Genomic DNA, 18,944 nt, shown 5'->3' on the forward strand with positions numbered 1-18,944 from the left:
TCAACAGAAATCCTTTGCGTCTTTGCATTTTCCAACCTATAAAATAATCTCAAAATAAAGTTGGTATATCGCAAAGGCGCAAAAAATATTAACATGCCCAATAATCAAAGGCGCAAAGATTTTATCTCCGATAAAATTGTATTCTCCATAATTTTTCAAATAGTATTTAGATTTTGCCGATGAAACCAACCCACACCCAGACCATCTTACTCATCTATTAATCGTGAAAATCACGGAATACCCAACGGAAATCTCCGATTTCCTTGCGCCTTAAAAACACCATATCATTTAAAATCCTTTGCGTCTTTGTGTTTTCCAACCTATAAAGTATCTAAAAATAAAGTTGGTATATCGCAAAGGCGCAAAAAACATTAACATGCCCAATAATCAAAGGCGCAAAGATTTTATCTCCGATAAAATTGTATCCTCCATAATTTTTCAAATAGTATTTAGATTTTGCTGATGAAGCCAACCCACACCCAGACCATCTTACTCATCTATTAATCGTGAAAATCACGGAACACCCAACAGAAATCTTTGATTTCCTTGCGCCTTAAAAACACCATATTATTTAAAATCCTTTGCGGCTTTGCGTTTTCCAACCTATACCCTATTACTCACCTGAAAATCCCTGTACAAATACGCTCTTTATCTCTATAACTTTCAAAATCAACCCAAGAAATCGCATGTGTTTTTTCCAGAAAAAAGTACCACATATTTTAAAAATACAATGAAATCCAATCTATTAAAAATAAAATTGTTTATATTTAAATGAATAAAATAGCAGCGGAATTCAATGTTTTGAAAGGCAAGATAATTGCAGTTATCTAAAAACCACACAAAATCAGACCTATGAATGTACAGTTAGATTCACATGCTAAAACTGAAAATGAGCCTATTGATTATTTTCTTCAGGATGTTTTAAACGGCTTACAAAGCACTCCCAAAAAGTTATCTTCAAAATACTTTTACGATAAAATTGGGGATCACCTTTTTCAGCAAATTATGGCAATGCCTGAATATTACCTTACCCGTTGTGAGCTTGATATTTTTAAAAATAAGACCGATGAACTTGCCGACCTCCTCATTCCGGAAAATGAGCCTTTCGATTTGATTGAATTGGGAGCAGGTGACGCCATGAAATCTACCTATTTACTTGAATATTTGGTAAAAAAAGGAGCTGACTTTACTTATATGCCCATTGATATTTCCGGGAATATCCTTTCCATACTCGACAAAAAAGTAAGCAGTCAATTTCCGGCATTGGAAGTAACCTGCCTGGAAGGTGACTATTTTGAGATGCTTCAAAAAGCGGCTTCATTATCCAACAGGAGAAAAGTGGTTTTATTTTTAGGAAGCAATATTGGAAATATGTCCCTGGAGGAAGCTGAAAGTTTCTGTTTGCATCTTAATAAAAACCTGTCTTCAAAAGATCGTGTATTGGTAGGTTTTGATCTTAAAAAAAATCCCCACATTATTTTGGATGCCTATAATGATAAAGAAGGGATTACAGCTGCCTTTAATCTTAATCTCCTGACACGAATCAATAACGAATTGGAAGGAAATTTTGATCTGGAACAATTTCAGCACTACCAAACCTATGATCCTGTAAGTGGAGCCTGCAGAAGTTTTCTGATAAGCCTTAAAAACCAAAAGGTAACGGTTGGAAATGTCAGCATTTCATTTGAAGAACATGAACTTATCAATATGGAAATTTCTCAGAAGTTCTCTGCAGAACAGATCAGCGCATTGGGAGAGAAATCAGGGTTTGCCATAACCGGAGAAATTAAAGATTCTAAAAAATGGTTTGTAGACAGTATCTGGCAGGTACAATAAAAGTAAAGCATCTGAAAAAAGTATTGGATGCATTCGATATAAACTACATCACTAAAACTAAAAGACATGACACCAGAGATCACCACAAAAGATATAGTGAAAAAATATACGGATATCCGCAGACGTTCAGAAGAGATCTGTGCCCCGTTGGAAATCGAGGATTATGTAGTACAGCCCATCGTTGATGTAAGCCCACCGAAATGGCATCTCGGTCATACGACCTGGTTTTTTGAAACTTTTATTCTGGCTCCTCATTTTCCTGAATATGAAATTTTCGATCCTAAGTATAATTTTGTTTTTAACAGCTATTACGAAACTATTGGGGCAAGAGTAATCCGTACAGACCGGGGAAATCTCAGCCGCCCTTCTGTTTCAGATATCTATCAATACCGGAAATATGTGGATGAGCAGATGAAAGCTTTTCTTCAGAGCAGATTTATGACGGAAACCATTGAACCGTTATTGGAACTGGGTCTGAACCATGAACAGCAGCATCAGGAATTATTAATGACTGATATTAAATATATCCTGGGACATAATCCGCTATTTCCAGCCTATACAAAAGGGAAACAAACTGTAAAACCCTACGTGGAGGATGTACACATGCTCAGATTTTCAGAAGGCCTTTATGAAATAGGTTTTCATGGAGAAGGATTTTGTTTTGACAATGAGTTAGGAAGGCATAAAGTCTACCTTACCGGTTTTGAAATAGCCAGCCAGCTCGTAACCAACGGTGAATATTTGGCATTTATGGAAGCTGGCGGGTACAACGATTTCAGGTACTGGCATGCCGAAGGCTGGGATTGGGTGAAGCAAAGCCATGCTGAATCCCCATTGTACTGGCATTTTATAGACGGCAAATGGATGAATTATACATTGAACGGATTACAGGAAGTGGATCCTAATGGTATCCTGTGTCATATCAACTTCTATGAAGCATCTGCTTTTGCATCCTGGAAAGGAATGCGTCTTCCTACTGAAGCAGAATGGGAAGTGGCATCGGATCATTTTAACTGGGGAGACCGCTGGGAATGGACCAATTCGGCCTACCTGCCCTACCCTCATTTTAAAAAAGAAGCAGGAGCTGTGGGTGAATACAATGGAAAATTTATGGTCAATCAAATGGTTTTACGTGGTGCTTCCGAAGCTACACCTCCCGGCCATAGCAGAAATACCTACCGCAACTTCTTTCAAACCAATTTAAAATGGCAGTTTACAGGAATCAGACTTGCCCAATAATTTTTGCCGATGATTACAGTTGAATCAGTTTCAAAAAGTTTTAACGGAAAAACCGCAGTAGATCATATTTCTTTTCAGGCCTATGATCAGGAAATACTCGTGCTCTTAGGAACCAGCGGCTGTGGGAAAACAACCACCCTTAAAATGATCAACCGGCTTATAGAAGCAGATTCCGGAAACATTCTTATTGACGGCAAAAATATCCGTGATCAGAAAGCTGAAGAGCTGAGAATGGGAATTGGTTTTGTGATGCAGCATTCCGGGTTATTTCCTCACTATACCATCCAACAGAATATTGCGGTAGTTCCTGAACTGCTGAAATGGGAGAAAAAGAAAACGGAAACAAGAACCCACGAGCTTTTAGCTAAGCTTCACCTTTCGGAAGAGGTACTTTCCCGGTTTCCCAATGAATTAAGTGGCGGACAGCAGCAGCGGGTTGGCATTGCCAGAGCTTTGATTGCCGATACTCCGGTTTTACTGATGGACGAACCTTTCGGAGCCCTGGACAATATTACGAAAGCAGATATCCATTCCGAATTTAAATCTTTGGAAGAGCTTAAAAACAAAACAATAGTATTGGTCACCCATGATGTACAGGAAGCATTTGAGCTGGGTCACCGGATATGTCTGATGGATCAGGGGAAAATTGTTCATACCGGTACTCCAAAAGAAATGCTTTATCGTCCTGAAAATAATTTTGTCCTCAATTTTTTTGCTGAAAACCGGCTCTTACTGGAATATAAAGTAGCCACTTTAAAGGATATTGCCCCTTTCCTGAATACTGAAGATTCCTATCACAAACCTGATCTTTCAGAAAACACAAGCGTCTGGAATGCCCTGCAGACATTAAGCTCAGATCACAATCATACAGGGTTGTATGAAAATCTGGTCAAAGCATTTAATCATTACAGAAAATTACAGACCGTATGACGCATCAAAGTCTTTGGCAGTTTATTGCTGAGCAGCACGAAAAGTTAATAACCCAGATTATTCAGCATCTTGGGCTTACCTTTCTGTCTTTATTATTGGCGATCCTGGTGGGACTTCCTCTAGGAATATTGATTGCCAGAAAAAAAAGGCTTTCCGGTTCTGTGCTTGGTATTGCCGGTATTTTGCAGACCATTCCTAGTATTGCATTGCTTGGATTTATGATTCCCGTGTTCGGCATCGGTCCTAAACCGGCTATTGCCGCCTTGTTAACGTATGCTCTTTTACCTATTATCCGCAATACATATACCGGAATCACAGGTGTAGATCCTGCTGTGATTGAGTCTGCCAAAGCAATGGGAATGAACAGAAGCCAGCTGCTTTTTAAGGTTAAACTTCCTTTAGCTATGCCTGTTATCATTGCCGGAATAAGGACTGCCGCCGTTATTAATGTAGGGGTAGCCACCTTAGCTTCATTTGTAGCAGCAGGTGGTTTGGGAGAATTTATCTTTGGAGGTATTTCGCTTAATAATACCAATATGATTTTGGCGGGTGCAATTCCTGCAGCATTACTGGCTATTCTATTGGACCAGGTGATTGCTATGATACAAAAGTCGGGATATCTGGTATTCCGGAAACTGAAATATCTAGCACCGATTGTTCTTGTTATCATGGCAGCCGGCTATCTGCTTACTTCTGTTTCACATCATAAAATAAAAGCAGGTTTTACCCCGGAATTTATGGGAAGGCAGGATGGTGACATCGGGCTGCGTTCTGTCTATGGGCTCAATGTAAATCCACTGGTTGTCAATGATGCCATTATGTATAAAGCAGCTTATGAAAAAGAACTGGATCTGATCAGTGGTTATTCTACAGACGGGAGGATCAAGGCCTTTGATCTCTATGTACTGGATGATGATAAAAAAATCTTTCCCCCATACTTTGCGGCTCCCATCATTAAAACCAAAACTCTGAAAAAATTTCCGGAACTGGAAAAAGCTTTAAATCTGCTGGCGGGAAAATTCAATGATTCTATTATGACCGATTTGAATTACAGGTCTGATCATCTCCATCAGACACCGGAAAAGATTGCCAGGGATTTTTTAGTCCAGAATGGTCTCTACAAAAGTCCCCGGAAAGGAAATTCAGGAACGGTAAGAATCGGTTCAAAAATCTTCGGGGAACAATACATTCTTGCAGAAATGTATACTATGCTTATTGAAGGATATACGGACTATAAAGCGGAAACAAAAACAGGCTTGGGAGGAACTAAAATCTGTTTTGATGCCTTAATGAATGACGCAATTGATTTTTACCCTGAATACACGGGAACCGGGCTTCTCGTCCTCTTACAGCCTACGCCACAAATCCTGAAAAATGTTACCCAAAGCGCTGATAAAACCTATCAATATGTTAACTCAGAATTTGAAAAACAATATGGAATTCAATGGCTGAAACCGCTTGGTTTTAATAATGCATATGCCTTAATGATGCGCCGAAAACAAGCTGAAGATCTTAAGATAAAAAGCATCTCTGATCTTAAAAGGTATGTAGACGGAAAATAGGTTGCCTTTATTTTTACTGACCGCTACTTCTTCTTTTTTCTGAACACTTACCCAATCCAACCACAGTTAAAAAAATACTAAAATAGAGCAAATAAAATTTGAAAGATATTATATGAACTATCTTTAGCTATAATTAAAAACATGCAGAATAAAATACTTCCTTTTATTGCCTTATTATTGTTTTTGGATTCCTGCCAGGCTCAGGATACGGATATTCTTCTGATAGATCAACTGGATAAAACATTCAGTGTTTCAAAATTTTACCAATCAAGATTGCAGAAAACTAATGAGATTTTATCAACCGATCTCAAAAAGATGGATAAAAACGCGGCATTAAAAGCCCTGGAAACAGCTATGTTTGAAAAAGACACATTGGCTTTCTACGCATCAGAAGGAAGATTGCCCTCAGACTTTTATCTTGAGTCTACCAATGACTGGATGAGCAGAAAAAAGAAACCGGTCAAATATTTTGGCTATCAATATAAAACAGTAGCTTATGATGAAGCAAAAGATACTTTGGCGATCGTAAATACAGTAGCCTTCCCTTCTTTGGACATGGCGGAAAACAATAAAGGAGAGTTTTCGTATCTAAGAGCCAGTAAAGCCTCAAGAAATAAAAAAGATTTTTCAAACCTGCTGAGTTTTCTACAAAAAAACAGCAAACGTATACCTATTGAGGACAGCTCATCTGAAGAAGTAAGCTGTTGGGAAAATAAAAACTTCTATTACATTCTGTCTAAAAAAGATGGAAAGGAGGAAGAGATCCTCTCATACGATCATTCAGGAAACAAAAATTCTAAAATGATTGAGATTTCAAACATACGTCTGAATGTATACAGCAAAGAATATATTCAAACTCTCGGAAAAGAAAAGTCCTATATTCCGGAATACATCCCGGCACCTAAATGAAAGCTATGAAAAACAATATACTGACCTTATTTTTAACGGTAACAATGAGACAAAAAGTTCCGTTAGGTATTGCTCTTGTTGCGGGAACCTGTATTTCTTCTGCCCAGACATTCACCTCATCCGGAATCTGGTATGATATCATCCCCGGCAAACTTAATACAGACAGCCTTTTGGTCCAAAAAGGGTTTAAAATGAAGTACAGCGGTCCCAAAAAACAAGGAGGTCTTTTGTCTTGTTATTTTAATAAAAAGTCTGATGAATGGATGTTTATTCATGCCAATATTCAGAATCAGATCACTTTCATATCTTATCTGCTCCCTACCTTAGAAAAATATAAGAAAAACCTGATGGAGAAGAAACAACTGCTTCCAGGAGAAGAAGTACAGGCAATGGGTAAAACCAGGCAGGAAAACAAGATATATTATGATCTCGGCTATATTTTTAAAAGACCTGAGTTATCATCTGATCAAAAGGAATGAAAGCCATGGTAAAAATTACCCAACGATCTTTTTCAAAAACATTATCTTCGCAGCAAATAAAAAAAACCTGACAATATGAAAAAAATAATATTTCTCGCCTCAGCTGTTCTTGTATTAAATTCATGTGTAGTATCCACTGCCGCAAAAGTGGTAAAGGGAGCAGTCAATGTAAGCTACAAGGCAGTAAAAGGAACGGTGAATGGGATTAGCTGGGCCGTAAGCAAAGCTAAAGGAAAGATTGATGAAGACCGTTTAGACGGAACCTGGAAAGTAGTGGGTGTATACCGTGGTTCTTTTGAAGATTTTTCAAAAGATCAGAACCCGGAAAGTTCATTCAGTACAGATTGTACAGAAAGTTATGATCAGATTATTTTCAAGGCTAAAAAATCTAAATTTCAGCCGGTACACTGCAGTTCTGAGAAAGAAGACTGGGTAAAATATTCTCTTGAATTTGGAAAAAACCCTTTGACTAAAGAAAAGGAAAACTATATAGAATACAACTCCAACAACTATATTTCCGTCATTGATGTCAACAACAAAACAATGGTTCTGGAAGGTAATGTAATGCCCAAACTGGCATTTTCCGGAGCTAAACTCTATCTTTTAGAAAAGGTGAAATAATCATTAAAAAGGTAATGAGGAGTTACTTAACCTGTACTCCTCTCCTTTTTAAAATACCTAATGGCTGCTTCAGTGTAACACTAAAAACATCAAAGTATTGTCAGACTTTAATCTCAATACCTTCTTTGAAAAGGCAATATATCCTTTGCTTGATCTTACGGATAGGGAGAAGCAAATGCTTTTGTCTGAAACCCGTGTTCTATCTTTAAAAAATAACAGTTTTCTAATCAGGGAAAATACAATTGTGGATCATCTGTTCTTTTTAAATAAAGGATTGGTAAGAAGCTTCTATACTAAAGACCACCGTGAAATCAATACTGAATTTTTCTTTGAAAATGATTTTCTTACCGCATTAACAAGCTTTCTGACCGATAAAATAACATATCTCAATTTTCAATGTCTCGAGGAATCTGAGGTCATTGCTATACCCAAAACTTTAATTGACCACCTTTTATTGCAGGATCAGAAATGGCATGTGCTCCTCAATCAGATCCTGAAAAAGGAGTTTATCAAAAAATGCTGCAGGGAAAGTTCTTTCCTGTTACATGATTCCCTTGAACGGTATCTGTATTTTCTTGAACAGTTCCCCAATTCGGAAAACAGAATTCCTCTTTTCCATATCGCCTCCTATCTGGGGATAAGCCCGGAAACATTAAGCCGCATCAGAAGTAAAAAATTAAAGCAAATTGATTTAAGTCAAGTAAATAAGATCTGATTTTCTGCACTTTTGTTTTAAATAATTCAATTATGGACAAAAGAGTACAATTTGATTTTGAAGTTTATTTTACCAACGGAGGAAATCTTAAAGGGGAAGATTTCAGACTGGACATCATGGGCGATGACATTACAGATCGGGAGCTTGCAGATTATATTATTGAAGATCTTAGGTTACTTATGGCCGGCAAGGTAAATATTCTGAATAAGCAGATCTTCAGTGAGCCTCACAAAAGAAAATCCGCAAAAGAACACTCCCCTACGGAAAGACTTATAGATCTAAGTCATACCATCGAAGAAGGGCTGATCACCTATAAAGGACTTCCGGCTCCTCATATCTGTGATTATCTAAGTCGCAAGGATTCTCAAAAGTTTTATGACAAAGGTACAGAGTTTCAAATTGGCAATATAGAGATGGTCACCAATACAGGAACTTATATCGACTGTCCTTTTCACAGATTTGAAAACGGAAAAGATACAGCCGAAATAGAATTGGAAAAGTTTGCTGAATTAGATGCCGTAGTCTTTCGGATTCCTTATTCTGAGACACTGGAAATCACAGACGAACATTTCAGAAACAGGGAGATCAGAAATAAAGCCATACTCATTCATACCGGCTGGGATCGTCACTGGAATACTGAAACCTATTATGAAAACCATCCTTACCTTACGGAAAGTGCAGCAGAATATCTTAAAGACTGTCAGGTAAAACTTGTCGGCATTGATTCCCATAATATTGATGATACAGCAGGCAAAAGCAGACCGGTACATACTATTCTTTTAGATGCCGAAATATTAATTGTGGAACATCTTTGTAATCTGGATAAACTGCCTGATGAAGATATCACTTTTACCGCTGCTCCTCCAAAATTCAAAGGGGTAGGAACTTTTCCGGTAAGGGCATTTGCTTCGGTAAAACAGACTTTACAAAAATAGTTTTCTGCGCAAGAGTTTCTATTGATAAATAGTGAAATCCCGGCTATTTTAAAAACTGAGCTGCGACAAAATATCCTCCGCCAACGACCAGTAATGGCAAGGCTATAGACATCAGTACCAAAGGCCAGACAAATATTCTTAAATAAGTATATAATCTTACAGAAGAAGGATCCGCAGGGTCATAAATAACGGTCTCTGTTTCACCTACTGACCAGAATGAAGGATTACTTCCTTCCGGCAATTCATAGGTATATTCAATATTATTTCGAGCGCGGAAGGTAAAAAGAGGCAGATATACCTCTCCGTCTGATTCAATTATCCGCAGAGAGGTAACAGTTGCTGTTGCCTTTTCTGCTTTCTTCAGGAATGCAAGTGTACTTCTGAAGCTCAGTAACGCTGCAACAAACAGAATCACTCCTGCCCCAAGGATGATATAATATGGCCACATAGCTTTCTTTTTATGGTTGTTCATCATATTGCTTCCTGCAAACAGACATTTGACTACTCACTGATTTTCAGATTCATATCTTCAATATAAATATACAAAGATTTACTATATCCTAATTAAGTCCTGCCAATCAATCTGCTATTTGGTCTCTATTGCTACAATTTTTTTTCCTTCTTCTCCCAAATAATGAACCACCAGCTTTTCATATACTTTGTGCCCATCATCTACATTCGTAAATATTAGAATTCCTTTTCCTGATTTTGGAAGTACAAAGGCAATACAGCGTGTTCCAAGATCAGCTCCTCCGTGTGATAAGGCATAGTTGCCATTTCCCAAATCATAGATTTCAAAACCCAATCCGAAGTATTTATTCTCCTTCGTTTTTACCTGATTTTTGGTCATTTCCTGAAAAACTTCAGGCTTTAAATTTTCACCCTTCATAACACTAACCATAAAATTACCGTAATCCTGAATGGTAGTATGCAAGTCATCCGCAGCATTGGATACTTTGTTTTTTTCCGTGGGATAAGGCTGACCTTCTTTATTATATCCTATCGCAAATCTCGATTCTTCTGTATGCTGATTCCAAATATAATCGGTGTCATCCATGCTAAGCGGCTGAAAAATCAGCTCCCGGGCAAGTTGGTTCAATGGTTTTCCGAATTTCTTTTCCAATGCTTTACGCAGGTATTCAAAACCTTCTCCTGAATATTGGTATTGTGTTCCCGGCTCAAACTGAAAGTTTAGCTTTTTATCAGGATTCATCCATCTCCAGTTCGGAAATCCTGTCTGATGGCTCAATATAAGTCTGGTGGTCAGCTTTCTGTGTCTTGGATCGTTTAGAACATCAGGATCTACCCAGTACTGGTCAAGAGGTTCATCCAGCTTCCATTTCCCCAAACTTACCAGACGCAGTGCTACCATTGCTGTTACAGGCTTGGTAAGGGAAGCCACATTGAAATAGGTATTATAAGGTGCCGGAACTCCTTTTTTTATTTCCCCAAAAATCCTTATCTGTTTAAGCTTTCCTTCTTCAATAATTCCCAGCCCGAGTGTCGGAATTTTATTTTCTTTCAGCCAGCTTTCAATCGCCTGGTCGTCCCCAGGAATATCCTCCTGAATCGTTGATTTTGCCTGATGATCAAAACTCAGGGATTTAACCAGTTTCCAGCTTCCATTTTCTATCATCCAGAAATTGGTGAACTTAGCTTTCCCTCCTAATTTTTCGGGTTTTCCTTTTTCTTTTTCAGAAAACTCATGGCTGCCATTCTGAATAACGGCATATAGTTTTCCGTTTTGGTACATCGGATAGATTTCAGAACTTTTATCTATTAAAACTCTTTTTACCTGGCGCATTTCCGGTGCCTTGCACAGTCCGTTTTTAAAATCAATCATGAATTTCTTTTTATCAGAAATACCGTCTTTGTCATGATAAAACTCCAGCCGGTCGCTCAACATATTCTCCATTTGAGAAATATTGCAGGTATTAAAACCTACTGAAAAAAGAAGACTGTCTCTGGACATAATAGTCTTATACAGGGCTTCAGTTTTTTCTATCTGTGCTTGTGTATTGCTGAAGAAAAAGATGAAAAAAGGGAGTATAAAATGAGTATACTTTGTCATTGTTAATAATTTTGACAAAGATTAAATTTTAGTCCGTTTCAATGCAAAAAATGAACCTGACAAAAACCCGACAAAGCCCTGACATGCTTTATATCATGCTGAAATTCAGCTTGAAATACAGTTTCTTATTCCTATCTATTTCCGCTGCATTACGGAGAATAATAAATACATTAGAGAGTGCAATCAGGATCATCAGGATCAGGGTAAACGGACCTCCGAGCTTTAGAAAAATCCCCAGCATAAATACAATAGGAGCCACTGCCGTCCACAACATCTGAACCGAGATAATCTGTCGGGTAAGGTTGTTTCTCTGCTTCATGGTAAACATCAGCAGCAGGGGAACTAAAATATTAAGGGGTGGAAGCACAATACATAAAAGCGAAGAAAGGTTGATTATTTTAATCAGAGAATAGTTTATTTCTGGTGCTTCTTCTTTGATCTCTGTGGTTTTCTCATCGGTATGTACTGCAACTGCAATATCATTCTGCAATAGGTTTTCTTCTATATCCAGGGTTTGTGCCAGCGCCCGGAGTGTATGTCCTTTAGGCTCCGTACCCGCTTCTATCCGCTGGATCGTGCGCACAGAAATTTTAGATCTTTCTGATAATTCTTCCTGGGTCAGATTTTTCTGCTCTCTTACTGCTTTTAATTTAGACATAGCATGTGTATTCTACAAAGAGATATGTATTCATTTTCGCTGGCTAATTTACATCTTTTTCAGTAGTAACGGTAGAAGCAATGCAGTAGAAAAGTTATTCCTATAAAAATCAACCATTTTATCAAAAATAAATGTAATTTTATTAAAATTATTTACGATATGTTATCGATAATCAATTAAATAGCATTTTTATACAACTCACAACACCAATCTTTTTATGGAAAATACCTCAGCCTCTCCATCGGAAATCAGGAAAAATATAGCAACCTATCTGGGACTCACCCTGCTGTTTTGTCTACCTGTTTATTATATGTGTATTGTTACCGGAAAACTAGGAGGCGGAGCCATATCTTACGCTACCATTATTATGTGGTGTCCGGCTATTGCAGCACTGCTGACCTGTCGTATCAGAAAAATCCCTATTGCTTCCCTGGGCTGGAAATGGGGACTCACCAAATATCAGGTGATGGCGTATTGTATTCCGCTGCTGTATTCCCTTGTCCCCTACCTTATCATCTGGATAAGTGGTGCCGGTGGTTTTTATAACCATGAGTTTGTGGCTGAAACAGGAAAAGGTATGGGCTGGAATCTTCCTGATGGAGTAACCATTATTCTGTACATCCTTCTGATGAGCAGTTTTGGAATGGTACGTTCCATCGGTTCTGCCCTGGGCGAAGAAATTGGCTGGAGGGGACTTCTGACTCCACAATTAGCGAAAATAAACTCCTATACTGCAACTTCCTTATGGATGGGAGTGATCTGGTCACTCTATCATTATCCTCTTCTTCTTTTTTCCAATTACAATACGGGCGGACCCAAATGGCTGGAATTAACCTGCTTTACGGTTATGATATTTGCCTGTTGTTTTATCTTCACCTGGCTGCGCTTAAAATCCGGAAGCCTTTGGACAGCGGCTATTTTACATGCCAGCCATAACCTTTTTATTCAGGCTATTTTTACCCCTCTTACGGTAGACAAAGGACATACCAATTATTATATCGACGAGTTTGGTATTGCTCTTCCCATTGCTACAGCTATCGTAGCGTACTTCTTCTGGAGAAAACGAAAGGAGCTGCCGGAGCAGACTCTTGAAAAATCAGATTCATCTGTTACCATTCAACCATTATCATAACATGTAACAACATTAGGATTGTTTTATATCAATCTGCCTTTTCCATCTTTCTGAATTTTCTGGATATAAGGAGTATTTAACATGGAATTGTCTGTGCCTATTTTATATACAAATTCGGAACAGGATTAGAACTGTTCTGAATTTGTATCTATTCACATAAAATAGCTTAGAATGAATGTTTCCTCAACTTTTACATTAGAAAACCTTCACAGATTTAATGATCATTAATGATACTTACAGGAGGCAATGTTGAAACTCCAGGGGGTAAAGGTGGTAACAGCGGCCTGTTTCGGAGGGTCACATCATAGGTAATATGGCTGATGATCCAGTTGATGATAAGATCACCGGTCTCATTAGCAGGTATCAGTGGCTGGTTAAAATCTATAGGTCTTGTAAACTTGTTTTTCGTTGAAAAACTAATTAAATCTCCAACCCAGGGATCATCCTGTTTTGGATTATTTAAAGTTCTTATAAGAGGAATGCATCTAAGTTCCCAGGTTCCTGCCACCCAGTCATTACCATCCCCATGGTTCTTTCTATTGAAAAACAGATAATTAAAACCTTCTCTTTCCTTCTCATTGTAAGTTTCATCATTGTTTTCACTTGCATAATCACTAAAGCAAAGGTAGCTGTAAATTTCATTCCGGTATTCTTTTAAAAATGCACGTAATTTTTCCCGGTTATTTACAGAATCTGGACTTTGGAAGTGCCATGCTGTAAATGTTTTTGCTCCGTCTTTTTTTGTTATAATGATAGCACAGCCATTCATTTCTCCGGTAATAACATATTGCGGCTCGGCTAAGGTAGGATACAAGGGAATATTTTCCAATCTTCCTATATTTGAAAAATCATCTTTTGGAGTTCCGGAAATGTATGGGAAAAAGTATACCGGACCTAAATTGATCCGCTTATACCCAAAGTATCTCTTAAGTAGGCCAACGTTTTGGCTCACCGTAACCCCGCTAAAATCAAGATCATCAAATTCTACAATTTGCAAATCAGTTTTTTGGGGGAGCATATAAGATGGATTTTTTTTGCCTTCTGTTTTCCTTAAGGCCTCTCTGAAGTTTAAAGAAATAGCCTTGGGATGATTCCATATAAGATCCTCCGGCTCCGTTTCCTCTACTATTTTTTTTAGCATGTAAATTATTTTTAAATGGGTAAAAAACTACTATTGACCGAAAGAACCGGCCTCCCTTATTTTAGCAGCCAGTTCCTGTAAAGATGCACGCGTCTCTGCATTGACATTAGCACCAAACAAAATCATAAGCTCATCTAAAACATGTTGTCCTTTGCCTCTCTCACTTTGCCAATAATCTTCTTCGGTACTCCCTACAGTTTTATGATTTTCATGGGTACTGATCTTTTGTAGTAGTTTCTGTACATCAGAGTCGTTAAATAACTCGCCTATCTTCTGTTCTCCTACATTTCCAAACAAAAGATGAATTAATCGTATGGCAAAATGAACTCCATAACCCACCTGATCAGAGGTAAAGTCTTTTGTCGCTATCATCGCACCAAGCCGTCCCTTACGGTCTACTTTATTGGGTTCCAACAGGGCCTGGTACTGCTGATATTCATTTCTTCCCATCCAGGTCCCTGCGCCTGCTGCAGAAAACAACAGTTGTACGTATTTTTTTTTCATGATATAAGTTTATAATTGAATTTTTAAAGTTTTCATTTACTCAATGAAACCTGTACCAGGTTTTCTGAAAACTGATATCACAAATTTCTGTGTAAAGATTCTGATTCATCAAAGGGGAAAACCCCATTTTCAAAAAGTAAGGGTTTACCCGTATTACATGTAAACGCCCTCTTATTTTTGGATTGTGGTTGCCTTGAACACGATCAAAAAAAGAATGGATTAGTCTTTGACCAATCCATTCTTAAACAGTTTTTACTATTATATTTGACAATTCACAGATATATACTAAACCTGAGGATCTATATATAAAATCAAATCTCCGGGAAGTGTCACACCTGTTAAAGGTGCTATGGAAGCCGCCGGCCAATTGAAAGAAGTACTGGCACTTCCAATATTGGCTCCTACCTGAGATAAGCTGATATTAAACTTAAGCTGAGTAACCACTATTGGTACAACAATAGCTACCACAGCGGCTACACAGGCCCCTAAAGTTCCAAATGTTGCAATAATCAATGCTCCAACAATAGCCCATCCGCCCGGGCTTAATGCTGCAGAACCACTTCCGGATGGTGCATCAACATTAAACGAGATCGTCTGACCCGATAATCCCGGAGTAAGATAAATGTGACCACTCACATTTATCCAGATTAAGCTTGAAAATGCCGAAACAGGATACCCAACGGCACCATAATCAGACTGTATCTGTCCATTGTTATTAACGTAATTATTCATACTCGTTAATTTAGGATTATACTCGCCATCGAGATTAACAGATGTGTTGAGGCTTACATTATAAGGTGTACTGGAGTTTCCTGTTACTGTAAATGAGCTGGCGGTGGTATTTAATTGGGTAGCCAGAACAGGAAGCAGCATATTATTAAGAATACACCGGTTAGATATATACATGGCGGCATTCTGATCTGATGGCAATAGAGCCGGGCCTCCCATAAAATTTAATGAACCAGCAGATCCCGTACTTGTATTGGCTACTAACGCCAAAATATTAGAGTCCGGATTTGAGGTGTTGGCCTGAATAGCAAAATAAATACTCCCTACAGGCTGTACAGCAGCCGGGACACCTTCCAGATTTACAGTTCCCAGATAATAAGAACCTCCTTTGTATACCTGTTGCAGGTAATATTCCACCATTCCGTTTAATACAGCTACCCAACCTTGCGGAGGATTTACACTTACACTAAATATAGCATATTGACTGGTAAAATCCAAATATAACCGTACCGCATCAGTACCGTCAAGGGTTACACTTAAATATTGAAGATTGGAAATAATAAGCAGAGTACTCCCATCCGGAATCACATGAGAAGCGCCCGAGAATGTCAGAGTTCCGCTTATTGGAACTTCTATAGAGGCCATAGAACTTGTGCCTGAACTTTGTGGGGGCGTTAAATTGGTGGTTGGTGTACCAAAAGATCCGTCAAATGTTATCCCTCCCGATGATGTATTAACATTACTGGGGAAAAGATTATCATTGTAAGCTGCTCCAATAAGCTCATTAAGCAGTGATTGGGTTGCTACCGCTACTAGGTCCCATCCCTGGGTCATTACTGTTGCCATATCTTTATTTTTTTAGGGTGGTTAATAAAATATCAGAAGCCTCTTTGACCATCTGAATAACATCCTGCGGGATCCCGATATTGGCATCTTGCATAGCCTTCATAGGATTTTCCACATATTGCTGACCATTATCCGCTGACCTTGAGATCCATTCTATGATTCTGCTCTCGTAAGGCATTAAGGCAACAAAAGCCTCCTGAATTTTTTTATTAACTGTTGAATCCGAGGTAATATTTGATGTAATCATTGAAGAAAAGCCCTTGTTGGCATGAAAGCTTACATCATAGGATTTTCCATTTTCATTAAATTGAAATGATGTTTCGGTTAAAGTCTGTTTTTCCATGTGATTTGATTTTTGATTGTTGCCTACTCTTAAAGGTTTTCAGCATTCCCTATTGATTATAAACAATAACGATATGAAGATCGTCCCTGCTTTTTTTGATTTGTTTTCTGATTAGTAAGCTCAAAGTAACGCACAAAAAGAAGGGAATTTTAGAGTGTAAATAACCAAATTATGTATTCAGTATAAATACTCTTACTACACTGATTAAATAACAAAAACACAACTCATAACTCATAATGTATAAATACAACGCTCCCACCCAACATTTCACCCATGAGAGAATTCCCTTATTTTTTAAAATTCAGTCTTTTCCCTTAATGAAGATTTATTTTGATTGATGAAATTTGTATCAGACAAAAGAGGTTAACAATCTTACCGTTGAGATTCAATCAAAAAATAATATAAAGGTTGAGTTGAAAGAAAAGTCTTTGAAAAAAGATATTTAAAAATTAAAACAATAGTAACCCATTAAACCCAGAATATGGCAGATACAGTAAACAACCAGACTACAGATGCAGTAACGCAGACGAATGTTACCGTGCTTGGTGAATCTCCCGCACAGGCCATGAGTATGCTCTACCAGATGGCTACACATGCCAGTGGAATTTCCATTCAGAATTCGGTAACGAATCAGCAGAACTTAAATCAGCTTAATCCTGCGATTGTTGCAGATGCCATTAAAATTTTAAAAGGATAATCTAAAACCTTACGATCATGAATGAGCACAACAGTCAAATCCAACAATCGCAGACAGCGGATGCCACCACTCCGGTGGAGAAAGCTGTAGTATTTGTAAACAGTGAGGTATTGGCACCCCCAAAAGCATCCCCTATGACCGGAGTAGCAAAAGTAATGATTGAACAGTCTACGGGAATGATGGTTCAGGATCTGCAGTCTTTTTTAAAAGGATTTGAACAGGTAGGTCTTATTGCCTTAAGCAGATTAGCCAACAATTTATTGACTTACGGATCGCCTGTAGGTCCTGCTCCGGGCAGTAAAGATACAGAAGCTCACAAAGCTGAATTTGTACAGGCAGAGGGGACGGGACATAGTAATGAAATGATGAAAGACTTATTTAAAATGGTGAGTGATTATGCAGAAGTAAAAGCTAAAATTTCCAATACCATATACAACGCTAATACGCTTCCTATTCCGAATGAAACACCGGTATCTCCCCCTTATACCGATATTTTATCAGAGGCTGAAAATCCTGAAAAAAAAAACAGGTAGATCCGGTAACGGAACAAACCTCATCAGAAAAAGAAGAAATGAAAAAAAGCTTTATTACGGCTGATCATGAGGGGAAATTAGTATTGAAGTCAATAAAACTGACACAGCCACTCGTAAAACCAGAAATTAAAGAAGCAGTAATTCCTTCAGAAGAATCTGAAGTTACAACAGAAAAGAAAACCATAATAACCCAACTCATTGACAAACTTAAAATAAATAAGAAATGAATTATTCTACAGTAACCAAACCCGCTAAAATTTTAAATCTACAGAGCTTACATGATTTAAATGAACGGCTTTATCTGACCAGAAACAGTGATACCGCTTATTTGGACACAAAAAACACAGATAGCAAGAAAACCGACAATAATGCAGAGCGTATTGTATTTAATCTCCAAACATCGGACATTAATATACAACCTTCTGTAAGACTGGTCAACTGCACCAGGGGAAGTAAAAGATACAATCATTTTCAGTCTTTTGTGATAGAACCTAAGGATAAATCAACCGGAATCGTAGTTATTATGATCAAGCTGGATGATCCGAAAGCCTTTTATTGTAATGTAAGAATTTTACCCCTTACTACTTTAAGCGACATTGCACTTCCGGAGAGCGATTCAAAACCTCTCACTATTAATCTTGAAAGATCAAAATGCATTCTCAAAACAGATATTACAATTACTCCTTCCAATACAGGAGAAGCAATGTACTCGGTACATGATGTAGATGTTTCTGATGTTTCTGATCTGGTCACTCCGGTTGAGATGATAGAATTAAAGAGGGAACTGGAGTTTCAGGCTTCCAAGCTGATTGCCCATTATTTCCAGGAAATCCTAAGTATTGTAGTGAATGAAACGCCAGTAAATAATGGGAAGCCTATTGTGATTTCGGATGATTATATTCTAACCCTTCCTCACAATCAATTAAAAGAAATGCTTTCAGCCAATGCTATTTCTGGGTGTATTTCTTTAGAAGTTACAGGCTATAATGTAATCAGAGGTCTTAATCCGGACTGGAGGGCTGCTTCTGCATTTATCGGTTATATACTGTAATTACCAGGTATTT

21 protein-coding genes are annotated in these 18,944 nt (G+C 38.0%); 14 read left to right on the plus strand and 7 right to left on the minus strand.

Features of this window, described 5'->3' with window-relative positions; all coding sequences use genetic code 11:
- Positions 1–852: 852 nt before the first annotated feature.
- The 9 genes from egtD (at position 853) to DRF57_RS10660 (ending at position 9,226) form a co-directional block, all read left to right on the plus strand.
- Complete coding sequence (egtD, locus tag DRF57_RS10620) at positions 853–1,836, plus strand: L-histidine N(alpha)-methyltransferase (RefSeq protein ID WP_115918432.1); 984 nt, start codon at positions 853–855, stop codon at positions 1,834–1,836.
- 66 nt (positions 1,837–1,902) lie between these two features.
- The gene (gene egtB, locus DRF57_RS10625) at positions 1,903–3,075 is read left to right on the plus strand and encodes an ergothioneine biosynthesis protein EgtB (protein ID WP_047486824.1); all 1,173 of its coding nucleotides are present in this window, start codon (positions 1,903–1,905) and stop codon (positions 3,073–3,075) included.
- A gap of 9 nt (positions 3,076–3,084) precedes the next feature.
- Positions 3,085–4,005 (plus strand): ABC transporter ATP-binding protein, encoded by a 921-nt coding sequence (locus tag DRF57_RS10630; protein WP_115918434.1) that lies wholly within the window; start codon positions 3,085–3,087, stop codon positions 4,003–4,005.
- Entirely contained in the window at positions 4,002–5,567 is a 1,566-nt protein-coding gene (locus DRF57_RS10635; protein WP_115918436.1) for an ABC transporter permease/substrate-binding protein, read from the plus strand. The genes DRF57_RS10630 and DRF57_RS10635 overlap by 4 nt, the downstream gene beginning before the upstream one ends.
- Positions 5,568–5,708: 141 nt before the next feature.
- Positions 5,709–6,476 (plus strand): hypothetical protein, encoded by a 768-nt coding sequence (locus DRF57_RS10640; protein ID WP_115918438.1) that lies wholly within the window; start codon positions 5,709–5,711, stop codon positions 6,474–6,476.
- Positions 6,477–6,481: 5 nt separating this feature from the next.
- Positions 6,482–6,955 carry a hypothetical protein gene (locus DRF57_RS10645; RefSeq protein ID WP_228450274.1) on the plus strand — a complete coding sequence of 158 codons (474 nt, stop codon included), beginning with the start codon at positions 6,482–6,484 and terminating at the stop codon, positions 6,953–6,955.
- Between the two features lie 75 nt (positions 6,956–7,030).
- Complete coding sequence (locus tag DRF57_RS10650) at positions 7,031–7,576, plus strand: membrane lipoprotein lipid attachment site-containing protein (RefSeq protein WP_047487191.1); 546 nt, start codon at positions 7,031–7,033, stop codon at positions 7,574–7,576.
- 97 nt (positions 7,577–7,673) lie between these two features.
- Entirely contained in the window at positions 7,674–8,291 is a 618-nt protein-coding gene (locus DRF57_RS10655; protein WP_123863312.1) for a Crp/Fnr family transcriptional regulator, read from the plus strand.
- Between the two features lie 32 nt (positions 8,292–8,323).
- A complete protein-coding gene (locus tag DRF57_RS10660) occupies positions 8,324–9,226 on the plus strand; it encodes a cyclase family protein (protein ID WP_115918442.1) in 903 nt (300 codons plus the stop codon).
- 43 nt (positions 9,227–9,269) lie between these two features.
- Here DRF57_RS10660 and DRF57_RS10665 read toward each other — a convergent pair whose 3' ends face one another.
- The 3 genes from DRF57_RS10665 to DRF57_RS10675 form a co-directional block, all read right to left on the minus strand.
- Positions 9,270–9,701, minus strand: coding sequence for a DUF3592 domain-containing protein (locus DRF57_RS10665; protein ID WP_241508020.1), 432 nt, complete (start codon positions 9,699–9,701; stop codon positions 9,270–9,272).
- Positions 9,702–9,812: 111 nt separating this feature from the next.
- Positions 9,813–11,297, minus strand: coding sequence for a serine hydrolase domain-containing protein (locus DRF57_RS10670; RefSeq protein WP_115918446.1), 1,485 nt, complete (start codon positions 11,295–11,297; stop codon positions 9,813–9,815).
- A gap of 88 nt (positions 11,298–11,385) precedes the next feature.
- Complete coding sequence (locus DRF57_RS10675) at positions 11,386–11,955, minus strand: helix-turn-helix domain-containing protein (RefSeq protein ID WP_115918447.1); 570 nt, start codon at positions 11,953–11,955, stop codon at positions 11,386–11,388.
- Between the two features lie 217 nt (positions 11,956–12,172).
- Between DRF57_RS10675 and DRF57_RS10680 the strand changes: the two genes are divergently transcribed.
- Positions 12,173–13,087: a type II CAAX endopeptidase family protein gene (locus DRF57_RS10680; RefSeq protein WP_047486850.1), complete on the plus strand. Its 915-nt coding sequence runs from the start codon at positions 12,173–12,175 to the stop codon at positions 13,085–13,087.
- 214 nt (positions 13,088–13,301) lie between these two features.
- Here the strand turns inward: DRF57_RS10680 and DRF57_RS10685 are convergent, their stop codons facing one another.
- The 4 genes from DRF57_RS10685 to DRF57_RS10700 form a co-directional block, all read right to left on the minus strand.
- The gene (locus DRF57_RS10685) at positions 13,302–14,228 is read right to left on the minus strand and encodes a hypothetical protein (RefSeq protein ID WP_047486853.1); all 927 of its coding nucleotides are present in this window, start codon (positions 14,226–14,228) and stop codon (positions 13,302–13,304) included.
- A 30-nt stretch (positions 14,229–14,258) separates the two neighbouring features.
- Positions 14,259–14,732, minus strand: a complete 474-nt coding sequence (locus tag DRF57_RS10690; RefSeq protein ID WP_047486855.1) for a hypothetical protein — start codon at positions 14,730–14,732, stop codon at positions 14,259–14,261.
- Between the two features lie 285 nt (positions 14,733–15,017).
- The gene (locus tag DRF57_RS10695) at positions 15,018–16,307 is read right to left on the minus strand and encodes a TULIP family P47-like protein (RefSeq protein ID WP_047486858.1); all 1,290 of its coding nucleotides are present in this window, start codon (positions 16,305–16,307) and stop codon (positions 15,018–15,020) included.
- A gap of 4 nt (positions 16,308–16,311) precedes the next feature.
- On the minus strand, positions 16,312–16,650 hold the full coding sequence (locus DRF57_RS10700) for a hypothetical protein (protein WP_047486862.1): 339 nt from the start codon (positions 16,648–16,650) through the stop codon (positions 16,312–16,314).
- A gap of 481 nt (positions 16,651–17,131) precedes the next feature.
- Here DRF57_RS10700 and DRF57_RS10705 point away from each other — a divergent pair, with 481 nt between their 5' ends.
- Genes DRF57_RS10705 through DRF57_RS10720 form a run of 4 tightly spaced genes read left to right on the plus strand, consistent with a single transcriptional unit; the run spans position 17,132 to position 18,931 of the window.
- Complete coding sequence (locus tag DRF57_RS10705; RefSeq protein WP_047400697.1) at positions 17,132–17,347, plus strand: RebB family R body protein; 216 nt, start codon at positions 17,132–17,134, stop codon at positions 17,345–17,347.
- Positions 17,348–17,364: 17 nt separating this feature from the next.
- Positions 17,365–17,880 (plus strand): hypothetical protein, encoded by a 516-nt coding sequence (locus DRF57_RS10710; RefSeq protein WP_115918449.1) that lies wholly within the window; start codon positions 17,365–17,367, stop codon positions 17,878–17,880.
- Between the two features lie 38 nt (positions 17,881–17,918).
- Entirely contained in the window at positions 17,919–18,107 is a 189-nt protein-coding gene (locus DRF57_RS10715) for a hypothetical protein (protein ID WP_047486867.1), read from the plus strand.
- Positions 18,104–18,931 (plus strand): hypothetical protein, encoded by an 828-nt coding sequence (locus tag DRF57_RS10720; protein ID WP_084087891.1) that lies wholly within the window; start codon positions 18,104–18,106, stop codon positions 18,929–18,931. The genes DRF57_RS10715 and DRF57_RS10720 overlap by 4 nt, the downstream gene beginning before the upstream one ends.
- Positions 18,932–18,944: the final 13 nt, after the last annotated feature.

Origin of the sequence: Chryseobacterium rhizosphaerae (assembly GCF_003385455.1) — a bacterium.
Taxonomy (GTDB): Bacteria; Bacteroidota; Bacteroidia; order Flavobacteriales; family Weeksellaceae; genus Chryseobacterium; species Chryseobacterium rhizosphaerae.

What these genes read in the sequence shown, in the direction of transcription:
- egtD (WP_115918432.1), top strand. Translation starts at nt 853, where the DNA reads ATGAATGTACAGTTAGATTCACATGCTAAAACTGAAAATGAGCCTATT.
- egtB (WP_047486824.1), top strand. Translation starts at nt 1,903, where the DNA reads ATGACACCAGAGATCACCACAAAAGATATAGTGAAAAAATATACGGAT.
- DRF57_RS10630 (WP_115918434.1), top strand. Translation starts at nt 3,085, where the DNA reads ATGATTACAGTTGAATCAGTTTCAAAAAGTTTTAACGGAAAAACCGCA.
- DRF57_RS10635 (WP_115918436.1), top strand. Translation starts at nt 4,002, where the DNA reads ATGACGCATCAAAGTCTTTGGCAGTTTATTGCTGAGCAGCACGAAAAG.
- DRF57_RS10640 (WP_115918438.1), top strand. Translation starts at nt 5,709, where the DNA reads ATGCAGAATAAAATACTTCCTTTTATTGCCTTATTATTGTTTTTGGAT.
- DRF57_RS10645 (WP_228450274.1), top strand. Translation starts at nt 6,482, where the DNA reads ATGAAAAACAATATACTGACCTTATTTTTAACGGTAACAATGAGACAA.
- DRF57_RS10650 (WP_047487191.1), top strand. Translation starts at nt 7,031, where the DNA reads ATGAAAAAAATAATATTTCTCGCCTCAGCTGTTCTTGTATTAAATTCA.
- DRF57_RS10660 (WP_115918442.1), top strand. Translation starts at nt 8,324, where the DNA reads ATGGACAAAAGAGTACAATTTGATTTTGAAGTTTATTTTACCAACGGA.
- DRF57_RS10665 (WP_241508020.1), bottom strand. Translation starts at nt 9,701, where the DNA reads ATGATGAACAACCATAAAAAGAAAGCTATGTGGCCATATTATATCATC.
- DRF57_RS10670 (WP_115918446.1), bottom strand. Translation starts at nt 11,297, where the DNA reads ATGACAAAGTATACTCATTTTATACTCCCTTTTTTCATCTTTTTCTTC.
- DRF57_RS10675 (WP_115918447.1), bottom strand. Translation starts at nt 11,955, where the DNA reads ATGTCTAAATTAAAAGCAGTAAGAGAGCAGAAAAATCTGACCCAGGAA.
- DRF57_RS10680 (WP_047486850.1), top strand. Translation starts at nt 12,173, where the DNA reads ATGGAAAATACCTCAGCCTCTCCATCGGAAATCAGGAAAAATATAGCA.
- DRF57_RS10685 (WP_047486853.1), bottom strand. Translation starts at nt 14,228, where the DNA reads ATGCTAAAAAAAATAGTAGAGGAAACGGAGCCGGAGGATCTTATATGG.
- DRF57_RS10690 (WP_047486855.1), bottom strand. Translation starts at nt 14,732, where the DNA reads ATGAAAAAAAAATACGTACAACTGTTGTTTTCTGCAGCAGGCGCAGGG.
- DRF57_RS10695 (WP_047486858.1), bottom strand. Translation starts at nt 16,307, where the DNA reads ATGGCAACAGTAATGACCCAGGGATGGGACCTAGTAGCGGTAGCAACC.
- DRF57_RS10700 (WP_047486862.1), bottom strand. Translation starts at nt 16,650, where the DNA reads ATGGAAAAACAGACTTTAACCGAAACATCATTTCAATTTAATGAAAAT.
- DRF57_RS10705 (WP_047400697.1), top strand. Translation starts at nt 17,132, where the DNA reads ATGGCAGATACAGTAAACAACCAGACTACAGATGCAGTAACGCAGACG.
- DRF57_RS10710 (WP_115918449.1), top strand. Translation starts at nt 17,365, where the DNA reads ATGAATGAGCACAACAGTCAAATCCAACAATCGCAGACAGCGGATGCC.
- DRF57_RS10715 (WP_047486867.1), top strand. Translation starts at nt 17,919, where the DNA reads ATGAAAAAAAGCTTTATTACGGCTGATCATGAGGGGAAATTAGTATTG.
- DRF57_RS10720 (WP_084087891.1), top strand. Translation starts at nt 18,104, where the DNA reads ATGAATTATTCTACAGTAACCAAACCCGCTAAAATTTTAAATCTACAG.